Here is a 14,631-nt window from a genome sequence, read left to right on the forward strand (position 1 = left end):
TGAACGTCTCAATAAACAGGATGACTTAGAAATGGAATGGAATCATAAACAACGGCAGAAGCACGATCGATAATCCCATCCACACAAAATAGCTCTGCGGTTCCTCACTCTCTGCCTCATCTAGCAAAGCATCGATTCGCTCATCCAGACGTGTTCCGCTCAACGCTGCAATCCAAGGTTCAGTCTGCATTTGAGAAGCAGAAACGATAGAGAACAATGCTTCAGCGAGTAACAAACCATCCGTCTGCCGAGCTGCCCAACGATCTGCCCGTAGCTCTCGCAGCAAAATCAATTCTTGCCACAGCGCTTCCGTATTCGGGAGCCATGCGGTTAACCGACGCAATCCACCCAACCAAAAGAACCAAAATGTATCCCGATAATGTCGATGCGCCTGTTCATGAGTCAGCGTGACTTGCAAATGCGATTCGTCTAGCGTTTCTAATAAGCTATCACTCACAACTAACTCAGGATTCCAGAATCCGATCTGAGCAATGTACGGTGTCGAATGCTCTAGTAATCGAACGGGTATTTCTAAAACCGTTTCTTCTGGCATTTGCTTCACTTGCTGAAACGATTTCCGAGCTTGCCAAGCTAACTGAGCAAAGAGAAAAACGGCTACCATGAGAAACCCGATCGCAATTCCATAACTTCCCCATCCTTCGTGCCAGCGCATCATCTGACCGCGCGGTCCCATACACAGAATCGCGATCGCACTTGTAATCAACAACAAAGGCGGAAACAGAAAGGCACCTAGTGTCGTCTGCCAGCGGGTATTCCAGCTTTCCGTTCGAGCGCGCCAAGCCCATCGAACCGCGATCGCCAAACTGAGCGCAACGAGTAGCAACATCAAATGCATTATCGTTCCTCCCGTTTTTGACGAGCCGCTTTCAGCCGTTGTGCGATCGCGTCTAGCTGATCGCAACTCGCTTGATCCAAACTATCCGCAAACGCTGCCACAATATCTGGATTCGTTACGGCTAGAAACTGATTTAATTGTTCCATCGCTTGCAGCGCTTTTGCCTCAGATTGAGACACGATCGCCGTCCAAGTGAACGAGCGATTCTGTTTATTGCAGGCAAGCCAGCCTTTCTTCACTAATCGATTGAGAACGGTTGTCACTGAAGTGTAGGCAAGTTCGCGATCAGGATCGGTCAAAATGCGATCGTGAACATCCTTCACAGTCACCGTTTCAAGTTCCCAAACGATGCGAAGAATCTCAGCTTCTAAAGGACCGAGCGAGAGTTGTTTCGGGCGATAGTCTGGAAGCGAAGCCATCTGTGACAATTCGAGAAGTTCAAAAAGAATCATACCTTGAGATCACGAGATCGAGAAAGCTCTGCCTGCTGTAAGAAACTGGCTTCGACTTTCTGCTAAACGAGTCCCTGACTGATTTACGCGATTTTTTGACAACGGTATTGCATCGGCAAATTGTAAGGTTTGCTTAACCAAGAGTGGGGAGTAGGGAGTGGGGAGAACCCAAACTTAGATTTCTCCCTATCTTCCTATCAGATTCATTGTGGTGAACGAGTACGCGAGACTTAAACCACGATCGCAAACTTTGCTGCTAATTCCCGCATTGCCGAACTTAGTACAGGCTTGTGATTTAACCACTGGTAAAACGCTTCTTGGCTCTTCGCGATCGACACCCCTAAGCCGAGTTGCCCATTCAGCACTACCAACCGTTCTAACCGCCGAATCTGAGGCTCTACCGTTTTCAGATCAGCCTCATTTAGCACCATCCACAACGATCGCTCAATCAAGCGCTGCAAAATCTCGCGGGCTTCCGGTTGCTGCATCTGACACCGTAAATGCGCCGCCTCAGTTGAGATCGCTTCCAACTGCCCCAAATGCATCAGACTGGCATTCCACTCATCCATATCTTGTTCGAGCGATCGCAGGGTTAGCAACAAGCGATGCCCGATCGCAATTTCTGCTGCAACCTGCAACTCTCGTGGCACAGGTAATTCATCGCGATGAAACGCCATGAGCACTCCATAGTTATCGCGATATACCTGTGTGTAAAGCTGATCCAACCGCGTCAGAGTCTCCTGGCTGAGCAACTGCATCATCCGATGCCGCTCCTCTGCAAAAAGATCTTGCAGACTGTAGGCAGCTTCTCCAAATGTCTGATTCATCTTCAGAATCGTCTGAGCCGCACTGCCTTGAGCCAGCGTTTCAAACACCTGCTCTTTCACCTGCGTATAGCTTCGTCGTCCAGTAAACGGCTGAATACAGCAATAAAAATCCCATCCGCAAAGATGCAGCACCGCAAAAATGAAATGCCGACTTTCACGAGTAATTTCTGAAGTTAATTGCAACTGCCCGATCGCTAAAGTCACAGCTCCCATCCGTTGAGCCTGATAATCTAACTGATTCGCCGTATAGCAGTAAACCCGCTCCTCACGTGCATAAGACGTAAACAGTGAACTGATCGCATAGTGTGCCGCCACTTGTTCAAACGAAATCTGGGCTGGAATCACTAACTGTCGATAAACTTCCGCTCCATTTTTGAAACAGTCAACATTACTCGGAGCCGATGTCAACCGCTTGGTAAATCCTTTCTCAAGCTGAACCCCAGACACATCTCCAGCAAGTTCTAACGCGCGCGCCGCATAGCGTAAAATCTGCGTTCCTTCTGGTCGAGAAAGCTCCTCAAAAAACCAACCACAACTGGTATACATCAACAGCGCATGTCGCTGCATTTCGAGTAAGCGGACAGCATCTAATCGCTCACCATTGCCCAATTTCTGAACCTGATGCTTGGCAAGAAATTTAGATAAGTTGCCGCGATCGCGGATCACTTGAATATATTCATCCCGCGCTGCCCAAGGATCATTAAACAGCTTTTTGCCTTCTTCTTCGTAAACTCGAATCAACTGATCCCGCAACCAATCGAGTGAATCTCGTAGCGGTCGTCTCCAGTGTTGATGCCATTCCCCACCCCCACCACAGCCACAATTCTCTTGCCAACGATCGACGCCATGCGCGCAGCTCCAAGCGGTCACAGGCTTCAATTCCACTTCCCAAGTCGGTGGATTAAGACTGAGATAATGTGCGAAATTCGTCACTGTCCAATCTCGACGCGGAAATTCCTCGATAAACGCATACGCTAAACATTTCTCAGTTCCGCCTTTGTGATGTCCAAATGTTTCGCCATCGGTCGCCACTGAGATCAACTGAGTCGGACGATGATCCCCACGCACAGCCTGTCCTAAGCGTCCTGCAAGATGATGCGAACTACTCAGCGCGGTATCAAATCCCATATCGCGAGAAATGGGACCGTCATAAAAGAAGATATCTAAATAAGGAGAACTGTGATCCCCAGGATTGAGAAAACAGCGATAAGGACGGGTCGGATCAATCTGTCCACCCCCAACTTCTTGCCAATCTGCATCGGAGAACGCTCGACATCGTTCTGCCTGAGAGGGAGCGAGAATCGTAAACTTAATTCCCTCTTCAATTAAGGCTTTGACGGTGGGGTAATCGATCGCGGTTTCTGCCAACCACATGCCTTCGGGATCGCGTCCAAAGTGCGATCGAAAATCTGCTTTCCCCCAGCGAATCTGAGTTCGCTTATCGCGCTCATTTGCCAAGGGCAAAATAATGTGGTTATAGACTTGAGCGATCGCATTTCCATGCCCGTTCAATCGCTCACAGCTTTTGCGATCGGCTTCGACAATCCGTTGATACACCTCAACGTCATGCCGCTCAATCCAACTCATCAGCGTCGCGCCAATGTTAAAGCTCAAATACTCAAAATTATTGACGATCCCCAGTAACTCACCAGACTCGTTTAGCACTCTGGCAAATGCATTGGGGCGATAGCATTCGTAGTGAATCCGCTCATTCCAATCGTGAAACGGTGCAGCACTGGGTTGCCGCTCGATCGCATCAAGATAAGGATTCTCGCGGGGGGGCTGATAAAAGTGACCGTGAACCGTGACGTAAACCCCAATTGCAGTTTCTAGGGGATCCGTCGATCCATCAGACAAACGAGTTGAAACATCAAATGAAGTCATTGAATCAATTTCCACATTAAAAGTGCGTTTACGCTGCATCCGAACAAGGGCGTAAACAGAACGGGTCAAACTTAGAAAACTTAGTGAGGTGGAGGCAGCCTTGCATAGAGATTCAGGAATGCGCTCGATCGCAAATTTCCCTGCTTCAACAATAACAAGCCTAAAAAAACACAATCTAACTCATCACCAACGTCTATTCTGACCAAAATGGGTGCTCAGAGCTAGATTGTGATAACGCTGATGTGACAGCGGAACGACAAATCGAATGGCTGCGACCCATCATTCTGCAATCATCTGTATCGATTCAACCGCATTTTGCACTCCATTTCACAATTTTTTAAGATCCCCGCACGGGAGTTAACATCTTCGCGACGAATCTCAACGCTTCGTTACCTCTCCCCATCTCCCTACTCCCCATCTCCCCACTCCCCACCCTCAATTCCTCGATCAAAGAAGAAGAATCGTGAGTATCCTATTGAGAGAAATTTCTCATTCTGGAACCCGAATGTCAGTCAAAAACATCATTTTTACAGTGCTACTGGTGATGATCCCGGTTTCGATCGCAGCCCACTACCTCGAATGGGGATCGCTGATCGTTTTCGCCACTGCTGCTGCTGCAATTTTGCCACTCGCAGCCTGGATGGGGACAGCAACAGAAGAAATCGCTGTTGTGGTCGGTCCCACGTTAGGTGGCTTGATGAATGCCACATTTGGCAATGCTACCGAATTGATTATTGCGCTCGTTGCCCTGAATGCAGGGCTGATCGATGTGGTCAAAGCCAGCCTCACAGGCTCAATTATCGGGAATCTGCTGCTGGTCATGGGTTTATCGATGTTGCTCGGCGGACTCCGTTACAAAGAGCAAGAGTTTCAACCGATCGTCGCTCGCGTGAATGCGTCTTCGATGAATTTGGCTGTGATCGCGATGCTGCTTCCTACTGCGATGAATATTACGTCTGCCGGGATTTCAGGAGATGTTTTACAAAAACTGTCGATCGCAGTCGCGATCGTGCTGATCACGGTCTATGCCCTGACCTTGCTCTTTTCCATGAAGACTCATACTTATCTCTATGATGTCGGCGTTGCTGAGAACGAAGGCGCTGCTGAGGCAGAGTCGCCCCACAAAGAACAGCACGAAAAGCCCAATCTTGTGTTGTGGTCGATCGTGCTTTTGGTCTGTACCGTCCTAGTCGCGATCGAGTCTGAACTGCTTGTCGATAGCTTGGAAGAAGCAACCGCAAAATTAGGATTAACCGCGCTCTTTACTGGGGTCATCTTGCTCCCGATCGTGGGAAATGCCGCAGAACATGCCACAGCAGTCACAGTCGCAATGAAAGACAAAATGGATCTGTCTGTCTCAGTTGCCGTAGGCTCAAGTTTGCAGATTGCGCTATTTGTGGCTCCAGTGCTAGTGATTGCAGGCTGGTTTATGGGTCAGCCGATGGATTTGGACTTTAATCCTTTTGAATTAGTTGCCGTTGCCGTTGCGGTTCTAATTACGAACTCGATTAGTTCGGATGGGCGATCAAATTGGCTCGAAGGCACGTTATTACTGGCAGCGTATTTAGTGCTTGGATTAGCATTCTACTTCCATCCGGTCATAGTTTAGGTGTGATGGCACAACGCATTCGATTGGGCGGATCGATTGAATGCGTTGTAGCAGAACAAAATCTGTCACAGAACAAATTCATCTCTTGAACAATCTCATCCACTCTTTTTTAAGCCTGTATAAATTAACCAGGTTGATCCGGATCACAATCTAGCACCCCGGAAAGAAACCAATAAGTCTGGTAGTAAAAAATATGTGAAGCACACACCGTATTTCTGTATGAAATCCGTGTGAAGTGACTCAAATTACACTGAGCTTTCACGGATTTCGTTACCATAAACCATACTTTGACCTTGCCCCGGTCGAGTTTACTGAAAAATCACATGACGCATTTTGTTCCTGAAAACTGGGGTTGAGGGCTACGGAAGTTATGAATACTGGGTCAATCTATCACGGTCGCAGCATTTCGCAAGAAGAAGAACGACTTTATCATCATCTTTTACACCTTGTTCAAACTGAGCCGCCGCATCGCCTGATTGAAAGATTTCGGCTCTTATTTATCGAAGGCACCGGATATCCTGATCCAGAACTTCAAAAAACCGTCGATCTCTTAATCCAATCTCCAAGCGCAGCGCAAAATTTCCGCTTCGTTCTCAATCGCTGCTGTCACATTTTGATCAACCGGTGGCAATCTCGCCCGCATCAGTACGAAAAAGTGGCGGAACTGATCAGCTTGTTCGAGTCTAAACCGAGCCGCCCGATTGCAGGAGATTTTTCGCGATCGCGCTTAATCAATCGACAACGACAAATCACTCAGGCTTTCCAGCATACCGAGCAATACCTGACCCTGAAACGGCTATCGAGCGTTCTTCTCCCCGAACTGACTCCTGCTGAATCGCAACCTTTCGGAACCCTAATTCGCCGTTACCCATATCTCTACGAGCATTGTCTTGTCACTGAAGGAACCCCAAACGTCCAAAAAGCCTCGATTCGCCAGCTTCAAGCCGAACGCCAGAAGCAGTTTGAACTAGATTTATCCAAATATGTCACGTACCAAGTGCGTCGAGCATCGAGCAACCGCGTGATTCATCCCGTCGAAAATCCAACGTTGTTAGATGATCGATCGCTCAGTTCAGCGTTACATCAATTCACGGGGAAAATTGACGGAAACTATACCTGTAAAGACGTTGCGAAGCGGTTTTCCGTGCACTGTCAGCAAGCCAAATCCTACAAGCATTTCAAAGCTGACCTGTACCACTATCTGACTGATGCAGTCAATCCAGCTTATGGAAATCGTCACTTCAATCAACAACTTGGGCAGTTTCTCAAACAGACCTATTCAGAAAGTGAAAACCAGCCGCTGAGCGATTTTCTGATGACGCGGACTTGTAGCCAATTGCTGAATTTCCTCGTCATTGACAGTCTGCAGCAACCGCAGCATTTTGTCTTCATCGATCTGCTCTCCAATCTGGGCGCAACTGCAACAACTCGTCTGCTGCTGCAAATTGTTTTACTCTGTCAGCGCGTCAAACCTTATCTCGAAAAGCGATTTTCAGTGTTATTCCATCACTATGAAGGCTACAGCCGCGATCGCGTTCAATGGCTGGTCGCGGCAATGGAAAACTTACAATTGGCACTGAGTACGAACTTCAGCGATTTAAATTTATGTCTTGTTCATCAACTCGTGCGCTGAAGACGAGAATTTGTGTTAACCTGCTCAATGGTAGGTAACTCATTCTGTCGGATGCTGTGCATACTCTGGTGTGGACAGTCATTTTTCGTCTGAGTCCGTTCAAAAAAGAACCATCACTTTCAAGAATTATTCTACTGGAGGAACAGCATGACCCAAGTGGTTTTAGGAGAAAACGAAGGCATTGATTCAGCGTTGCGCCGCTTTAAGCGCCAAGTCTCAAAGGCAGGGATCTTAGCAGATCTCAGATCTCACCGTCATTTTGAAACTCCGCTCGAAAAGCGCAAGCGCAAAGCGATCGTGGCTCGCCGTAATCGCCGTTACCGCTAAAGACCGGGGTCGATTCTTGCTTTTGAGAATCGATTTTTAATGGGCAAAGTTCGTTTCTAAACGGCGTTGCTAGGATGGAGAGAAGTGAGGATACTTCTCTGTGAATTTATGACTGACTCCATTTCCGATACGGGCAAATCTTTGGATCAGGAACTAGACGAAGCGATTTCAGGCTTTGATCAGATCCAGACCGAGTTAAATTATCGACAGGCTCAAGCAACGCTACGCGAGTTAGTTGAGAATCTAGATTTAACCGCCCAAGAGCGATCGGGTTTGGAGTCAGAAATTCACGGACTAGAGACGATGCTCGAAAAGCTTGATCGACTCGTCGTTCAAATCGCAGCTTTTGGTATGGTCGGGCGTGGCAAGTCCTCGCTCCTGAATGCTCTACTGGGGCAACAGATTTTTGAAACGGGCGCGATTCATGGTGTGACTCGATCGCAGCAGTCCGCGAATTGGAGTATTGAAAGTGAAGCGATCGCGGGCAGTGATCAAGAGATTCTGCGCGTGACGCTTCCAAGCGTAAATCGCTCTCAGATCGAACTGATTGACACACCCGGCATCGATGAAGTGCAGGGTGAAGCGAGAGAGGCGCTAGCGCGTCAGGCGGCTCAGCAAGCCGATCTTTTGCTGTTTATTGTGTCAGGCGATATTACAAAAGTCGAATTTCAGGCACTTTCTGAACTGCGGAATTTTGGGAAGCCCATGATTTTGGTGTTTAACAAGATCGATCAGTATCCCGATGCCGATCGTATGAGTATTTATCAAAAAATCCGAGATGAGCGCGTCAAAGAATTGCTTTCACCGGATGAGATTGTCATGGCTGCGGCTTCTCCCATGGTCGCTCGTGCGGTGAAACGTCCTGATGGTCGGATGTCGGCACAGATGATCCGACTTGATCCGCAGGTTCAAGATCTCAAACTCAAAATTCTAGAAGTCTTGCATCGAGAGGGGAAATCTCTGGTTGCCTTAAATTCGATGTTATTTGCCGATCAGATCAACGATCGCTTACTCCAACGAAAACTCGACATTCGTGAGCAGACGGCAAATCGCACGATCTGGAATGGCGTCATGACGAAAGCGATCGCCACGGCAGTTAATCCAGTCATGGTTCTCGATTTAATTAGCAGTGCCGCGATCGATGTGGCGATGATTATGAGTTTGTCAAAACTCTATGGGATTAGCATGACGCAGCAAGGCGCGATTAAACTGCTGCAACGAATTGCGATCGCGATGGGTGGCATTACAGCAAGCGAGCTTTTAGCCAATTTAGGACTCAGTTCGCTGAAAAGCCTACTGGGCTTATCGGCTCCCGCAACAGGCGGATTATCTCTCGCGCCTTATCTCTCGGTTGCAGTGACGCAAGGAGCAGTTGCAGGCGTTTCGACTTATGCGATCGGTCAAATCGCCAAAGTTTACCTCGCGAATGATGCCTCATGGGGTGCAGAAAGCCCGAAAGCGGTCGTGACGAAAATTCTCTCCTCATTAGACGAAGATTCGATTCTGAATCGAATTAAAGATGAACTCCGAGCCAAATTAGATCTGTCTGCCCGACAACCTGCAAAGTAGCCAGTGACAGGAACAAGTGAAATCAACGATGACGGGAGTCTCGATCGCTCAGTTACGATGTTCTGAGTTCTTTTTTGATCCTTTGCATGATTCGACTCAATCAAATGATGATGGGTGTTTCCGTCGCTACTGGCTGTCTAATTGTCGGCATGCAAACGACACCTCAACTGTGGCATCAGTTCCAACTCTGGCGCAATCAAGGCGTATCTTGCGAACGATCCACAGACGACGGTAAAGCGACCTTTTACGGGCAAGACTGTCTCTAAATCTCTTGCATGGCTTCTGTCACTTGGCGAGCCACAAACGGCACAATCTCTTCATTATTGCTATGGGCTGTGCCTTCGGTAAAGACGACCAATAAATAAGGCTGCAAGCTTGGAACTTCTACATAAGCAGCATCATGACGCACTCGGCTCATCAAGCCTGCTTTTGACCACACTCCAGCATTTTGAGGCACACCGCCACCAATAAATCCAACGACTTGATTTTCCGGATCAGCTTCGAGATCAGCAGGATTGAGCGATCGCTTCAGCAGATCCATCATTTGTTGCGATCGTTCTGCTGTGACAGCAACACCGCCCACAATACTATGCAACAACCGTGCAGACGCGATCGTCGTTAACATATTCCGATTCTCAAAATTCTCGCCGTAAAAGGCTCTTTCTCGTCCATAAGGACCATCACACCACGTCTTCTGATTCACATTAATCGTCGTGAACTCCGACCAATTCAGCGATTGCAAATAGCGATTAACAATATTGCGCTGATATTTCCAGGTTTCAAAGGGTGCAGCAGGTAATTCAGGACCGCCTGTCGTCCCACTCAGCACATCGACGACTAATCCGGTCGCATCATTGCTGGAATCGACGATCATATCGCGCATGGCTCGATCGAGTTCCGCAGACGATGGGATCATGCCTCGTTCTAACCATTCATGGGCTGCGACTAAGTAGAATAATTTGACGACGCTTGCCGGATAAATATTCTCAACGCCCCGATAGGCAAATCCTCTAGGAGAGCGCTGCCAAAATTCTTCAGGACGAATTGCACCGCCAGTATTGACGAACACAGGCGAGTCATACACAATCCAAGTGATTGCGATCTGGTTGGGAGCAAGCGTCGGAAATGCTGCCCAAGTCGCTTGCAATACGCGATCGCCCAATGTTTCTAACCGTTCGTCTTTGTGGAAGAAAGTCATAGTCAGTGAAATTTTCGTCTTATGCAATATCGCACGATCGCGAATCTCAATCTCTACGATTCACCAGATTTAACGCGTCTGGCAACTCAAGCGGCTCAAGGTCGTTACCTGCAAATTTTGTCGGAATCACCGCTCAAAGTCATGACCTGTGAGGATGAGTATCCAGGGTGGCTCGATCCGAATGATTTACAATTTTTAGAAGCCGTTGAAACGCCCTATCAAGCCCCCGTTTGGACAGAAGGGGAAATCCGAGATTGTATTCCTGAAGTGATTGCCTTTACTCAAGCAGCAATGGCTGTACCCAATGAGTATCTTTGGGGTGGAACTGTTGCTCCAAATTACGATTGTTCAGGATTAATGCAAGCTGCTTTTGCTTCGGTTGGCATTCGCTTACCCAGAGATGCTTATCAACAAGAGGCGTTTCTGCAACCTGTTGAAGATTTGATTCCAGGAGATTTAGTCTTCTTTGGAACGCCTGAGAAAGCGACGCATGTTGGGCTTTACTTGGGTGAGCAGCGCTATATTCACAGTTCTGGTAAAGATCAGGGGCGTAATGGAATTGGAATTGATGTGCTTTCGGCAGAGGGCGATCGAGTGAGCCAGACTTACTTCGCTCAGTATCGAGGTGCAGCCAGAGTGATTCAAAGCTACATTCCCTAAATCAAAAACTCCGGGCTTGGCCAAGCCCGGAGTTGTGAGATCTGGTTAACAGACAAAACGCTTGAATATCATCTTGACTGCGTTTCTGTCCCGCACCGGATTCAAAACCCGGTACTAACTGTGCGAACTCCCTCAAGGGACTCCCGAACCTAGCCAATGGCTCAGAAAGACAGTCTCTTCAGAGACTTTGTCCGACGATCACGGGGTTTCAACTCGTGCGGACTCGTGCAGGCTATTCAGTTTCCGAAATGGCTTCTACTTTCGCTTCTACTTTTTCAGGTTCAGGTAGCGATTCAACAACATCCGGATTCCGTTTGGAAAATCCCCAAGCAAAGACGAGCGCGACGAGTGTAATCATCAACCATTCCGGTGGGACAAGCTGATCGTTCACCACCCGCAGAAGCAAGCGAATGCCCACAAACGAAACTGTGATATAGCCTGCATCTTCCAAATGCGTGAATTCTTCCAGCCAACCAATAAACAAGCCTGCCATAAATCGCAGTGCCACAATCCCGATCGTGCCACCGAGCAGAATCAGCCAAGTCTCTTGAGAAACCGCGATCGCAGTAGTCACACTGTCAAGCGAAAAGGCTAAATCCGTCAACGCAATCAACGGAATCGCCTGCCAAAGTGAAGTAAAGCGCGGCCCATGATGCGCGTGTTCCTCATCTTCTTGAGACGTGAAATACTGAAATACCAACCACAACAGATAGAGCGCTCCCGCCAACTCAAACTGCCAGTAGCCAATCACCCAAGACGCAGCCAAAATCAGCGACATCCGCAAAACATAGGCAAAGACCAAGCCAATGTTTAAAGCTTGACGCTCCAACTTGAGATTTTGCAATCCCTGAGTCAAGGCTGCAAGTGCGATCGCATTATCAGCCGAAAGCACACATTCCAAAGCTACTAAAACGAGCAGCACCAGAAATGTTTGCGGGCTAAGTTGATCCGGAAAGTTCAGGTCTATCATGTCGAGAATTTCGTGCCAAATTGGCAAAGTAGACACTTCATTATCTACTTAAGTGTTTCAGTTTGCGACGATTCTGAGAGGTACGGAAGTCCGATCTAGGTGGAGAGTGGGGAAGTTCTTCTGCAAGTGCCCAAAAAAGCAATACAACTCTCTTTACTCCCTACTCCCCACTCCTCACCTCAATCAACCGCCATATTGCCAACCCGTATCCGCCAAATTCAAAGCCGCTCCCTCTCGATGCACCCCGGCTGCGATCACTTCGCCCACAAAAACGGTGTGATCTCCATGATCAACGGTTCCGACAACCCGGCATTCCACATAGCCGAGAGAGTCAGAAATAATCGGACACCCCGTTTCGCCGAGATAAAATTCCACATCTTCAAATTTGTTGCCCACTCGGCGCTGTGGCTTGAAAAACTTCTGCGCGAGATCTTTCTGCCCGGCTTCTAGGAAGCTCAACGCAAACACACCACTCTTGCGGATCATCTGGTTCGAGCCAGAATCACTTTTGACGCAATTCACCACTAAAGGGGGCTTAAACGAACCTTGCATCACCCAACTTGCGGTAAACCCATTCACTTCGTCTCCATCTTTCACGCCACAGACATAGAGTCCATGTGGAATTTTCAGGAGCATTGCTTTTTTCGCTTGTTCGTCGAGCATTCAATCACCGTTGATTTCATCGATCGATAAGCTTAGCAAGGAACGCATAACAAAACCGACCCTCCTAGTAAAAGAAGGGTCGGCTGCAAACTGTGGGCAAAAATTCAGTCTACTTAGCCAAGAAACCTTTCACTTGTTGTAAAGCATACGGAAGAATCCGCGTTACTGCCCAACCGCCAGCCAAGATAATCGGAAATAACACGATCAGGATGCGAAGGTCCATAGTATTGCTCTCGCGTAATCAAATGTTTCAATATTGTTATATGTAAATTTTTAGCGCATTTAGTCCAGCTTTCAAAGCAGTTCTCTCAGGTAATTTACATTTGTTCATAAAAACCGAGATCTGTGCCCCGATTTGCGTGAACATAGGCGAGTTTTTCGTACTTCTGAGCATGTTCGATTAGGTGTTCGACTTCTTGATCGCTCAGCTCGCGAATCGGTTTTCCGGGCACGCCTACTACAAGCGATCGCGGAGGAATATCCTTGGTTACAACTGATCCCGCTCCGATGATACTTCCTGCTCCGACTCGAACCCCATCCAGTACGATCGCGCCAATGCCGATCAAACAGCCTCGCTCAATGTGGGCACTGTGAATCACTGCCCGATGTCCAACAGTGACAAACTCTTCTAAAAGGGTGATCTGACCGGGATCACCATGCAAAATCGCGCCATCTTGAATATTTGTACTCGCGCCCAAGCTGATCCGCTCGATATCCGCACGCACAACTGCGTTATACCAAATGCTTACGCCTGTAGCGATTTCGACATTGCCCAGGACTGTCGCATTGGGAGCCACAAACGCAGCCAGCGACAGATCAGGGGGATTCCAGAAATTTGGGGTAAAAAGAAATGACATTTCCAGCGAATTCACGGTGATAATGATTCTATAAACGTGCAAACAACGTGCAATCAACGCCAGTTATAATAATTTCACGATCGCGCCTCGCAAATACGAAATGATTTGAGTGCCCGTACTTCATGATTAATCCCAGTTTTCAATATCCAATTTTCGGCCCTGAAATTCAGTGTCCCCACTGCCGCCAAACGATTCCGGCTCTGACACTGACTGATACCTACCTGTGTCCGCGACATGGCGCATTTGAAGCAAATCCGAAGACGGGTGAGTTAATCCATTTGCAGTCCGGGCGGCATTGGCGACTTTGGAACGAAGAATGGTATCGCCAGCATACGCATCCCGATGGCATCCGGTTTGAGATTCACGAAGCGCTCGATCGACTCTATACGCAGGGCTATCGCGCGACTCGCGTGATTATTGCTCAGCGATACAAAGAATTGATTAGCACCTATCTAGAACGCAGTACACCTTGGCGGGGACAAGCTGATTCGCCAAAACCTCGACTCTATGGGCTTCCAGTCGAATTTAGTCCTGATCCAAAAGATGATCCCTGTTGGGACGTGATTAACTTTGATTTGGAAAAAGAACCTGGCGCACCTGTCCGGTATCCTTATTTCCGCCTGTTTGAATAACACTTTGTCTCATGAGTAACATCATGAGTAACACTTTGTCTCATGCATCACGTTTCGATTAGAACGGCTGACATTTTTCGCGCGATCGCGTTTTATGAGCAGCTTGGGTTCACTGTTGCTGAACGGTTCCAGACCGGCTTCACGTTGGCGTGTTGGATGGAAGGTTTGGGTGGAAGGATTGAGCTACTGCAAATTCCAGAGCCGAAACCTGCGCCTGATGCGTTTCATGACGAGCATTACACGGGATATTATCATCTGTCATTTGAAGTGACTGAACTGGCAGATGATCTGCCGCAGTGGATTGAGGCGTTAACAGAAAAGTTAGCCGAGCAAGATCAAGCATTGAATGTGCTCTTGGAGCCGACTCAGCAAATGATTGGCGATCGCGTTTACGAAGTGGCATTTATTTCTGATACGGATGGACTCGCGATCGAATTTTTGCATCGCCTCAAGTGAAGTAGAGTACGATCACGGCACTCGATGGCTGTGATGTT

15 protein-coding genes are annotated in these 14,631 nt (G+C 48.1%); 7 read left to right on the top strand and 8 right to left on the bottom strand.

The window, feature by feature from the left end:
- Window positions 1-25 precede the first annotated feature (25 nt).
- From LEPBO_RS0128625 to LEPBO_RS0128635, 3 genes are all read right to left on the bottom strand, one after another.
- The gene (locus tag LEPBO_RS0128625; protein WP_017291030.1) at window positions 26-856 is read right to left on the bottom strand and encodes a M56 family metallopeptidase; all 831 of its coding nucleotides are present in this window, start codon (window positions 854-856) and stop codon (window positions 26-28) included.
- The gene (locus LEPBO_RS0128630; protein ID WP_017291031.1) at window positions 856-1,308 is read right to left on the bottom strand and encodes a BlaI/MecI/CopY family transcriptional regulator; all 453 of its coding nucleotides are present in this window, start codon (window positions 1,306-1,308) and stop codon (window positions 856-858) included. The genes LEPBO_RS0128625 and LEPBO_RS0128630 overlap by 1 nt, the downstream gene beginning before the upstream one ends.
- Window positions 1,309-1,538: 230 nt before the next feature.
- A complete protein-coding gene (locus LEPBO_RS0128635) occupies window positions 1,539-4,019 on the bottom strand; it encodes a DUF3536 domain-containing protein (RefSeq protein ID WP_144056288.1) in 2,481 nt (826 codons plus the stop codon).
- Between the two features lie 505 nt (window positions 4,020-4,524).
- Here LEPBO_RS0128635 and cax point away from each other — a divergent pair.
- The 4 genes from cax (at window position 4,525) to LEPBO_RS0128655 (ending at window position 9,157) form a co-directional block, all read left to right on the top strand.
- Window positions 4,525-5,628: a calcium/proton exchanger gene (gene cax / locus LEPBO_RS0128640; RefSeq protein ID WP_017291033.1), complete on the top strand. Its 1,104-nt coding sequence runs from the start codon at window positions 4,525-4,527 to the stop codon at window positions 5,626-5,628.
- Between the two features lie 370 nt (window positions 5,629-5,998).
- The gene (locus LEPBO_RS0128645; protein WP_017291034.1) at window positions 5,999-7,261 is read left to right on the top strand and encodes a hypothetical protein; all 1,263 of its coding nucleotides are present in this window, start codon (window positions 5,999-6,001) and stop codon (window positions 7,259-7,261) included.
- A 147-nt stretch (window positions 7,262-7,408) separates the two neighbouring features.
- On the top strand, window positions 7,409-7,588 hold the full coding sequence (gene rpsU / locus LEPBO_RS0128650; RefSeq protein ID WP_017291035.1) for a 30S ribosomal protein S21: 180 nt from the start codon (window positions 7,409-7,411) through the stop codon (window positions 7,586-7,588).
- 108 nt (window positions 7,589-7,696) lie between these two features.
- Complete coding sequence (locus tag LEPBO_RS0128655) at window positions 7,697-9,157, top strand: GTP-binding protein (protein WP_017291036.1); 1,461 nt, start codon at window positions 7,697-7,699, stop codon at window positions 9,155-9,157.
- 262 nt (window positions 9,158-9,419) lie between these two features.
- Here the strand turns inward: LEPBO_RS0128655 and LEPBO_RS0128665 are convergent, their stop codons facing one another.
- Window positions 9,420-10,355: a serine hydrolase gene (locus LEPBO_RS0128665; RefSeq protein ID WP_017291038.1), complete on the bottom strand. Its 936-nt coding sequence runs from the start codon at window positions 10,353-10,355 to the stop codon at window positions 9,420-9,422.
- Window positions 10,356-10,376: 21 nt separating this feature from the next.
- On the opposite strand from LEPBO_RS0128665, the gene LEPBO_RS0128670 reads away from it, so the two are divergent.
- Window positions 10,377-11,015 carry a C40 family peptidase gene (locus tag LEPBO_RS0128670; RefSeq protein WP_017291039.1) on the top strand — a complete coding sequence of 213 codons (639 nt, stop codon included), beginning with the start codon at window positions 10,377-10,379 and terminating at the stop codon, window positions 11,013-11,015.
- Window positions 11,016-11,247: 232 nt separating this feature from the next.
- Here the strand turns inward: LEPBO_RS0128670 and LEPBO_RS0128675 are convergent, their stop codons facing one another.
- From LEPBO_RS0128675 to LEPBO_RS0128690, 4 genes are all read right to left on the bottom strand, one after another.
- Window positions 11,248-12,021 carry a TerC family protein gene (locus LEPBO_RS0128675; protein WP_017291040.1) on the bottom strand — a complete coding sequence of 258 codons (774 nt, stop codon included), beginning with the start codon at window positions 12,019-12,021 and terminating at the stop codon, window positions 11,248-11,250.
- 147 nt (window positions 12,022-12,168) lie between these two features.
- Window positions 12,169-12,648, bottom strand: a complete 480-nt coding sequence (locus LEPBO_RS0128680) for a flavin reductase family protein (protein WP_017291041.1) — start codon at window positions 12,646-12,648, stop codon at window positions 12,169-12,171.
- 109 nt (window positions 12,649-12,757) lie between these two features.
- A complete protein-coding gene (locus LEPBO_RS0128685) occupies window positions 12,758-12,871 on the bottom strand; it encodes a photosystem II protein Y (RefSeq protein ID WP_017291042.1) in 114 nt (37 codons plus the stop codon).
- 94 nt (window positions 12,872-12,965) lie between these two features.
- Entirely contained in the window at window positions 12,966-13,505 is a 540-nt protein-coding gene (locus LEPBO_RS0128690) for a gamma carbonic anhydrase family protein (RefSeq protein WP_017291043.1), read from the bottom strand.
- Between the two features lie 122 nt (window positions 13,506-13,627).
- Between LEPBO_RS0128690 and LEPBO_RS0128695 the strand changes: the two genes are divergently transcribed.
- Window positions 13,628-14,137, top strand: coding sequence for a TIGR02652 family protein (locus tag LEPBO_RS0128695; protein WP_017291044.1), 510 nt, complete (start codon window positions 13,628-13,630; stop codon window positions 14,135-14,137).
- A 42-nt stretch (window positions 14,138-14,179) separates the two neighbouring features.
- Window positions 14,180-14,593, top strand: a complete 414-nt coding sequence (locus tag LEPBO_RS0128700) for a VOC family protein (protein ID WP_017291045.1) — start codon at window positions 14,180-14,182, stop codon at window positions 14,591-14,593.
- Window positions 14,594-14,631: the final 38 nt, after the last annotated feature.

The sequence above is a fragment of the Leptolyngbya boryana PCC 6306 genome, from assembly GCF_000353285.1.
Classification (GTDB): domain Bacteria; phylum Cyanobacteriota; class Cyanobacteriia; order Leptolyngbyales; family Leptolyngbyaceae; genus Leptolyngbya; species Leptolyngbya boryana.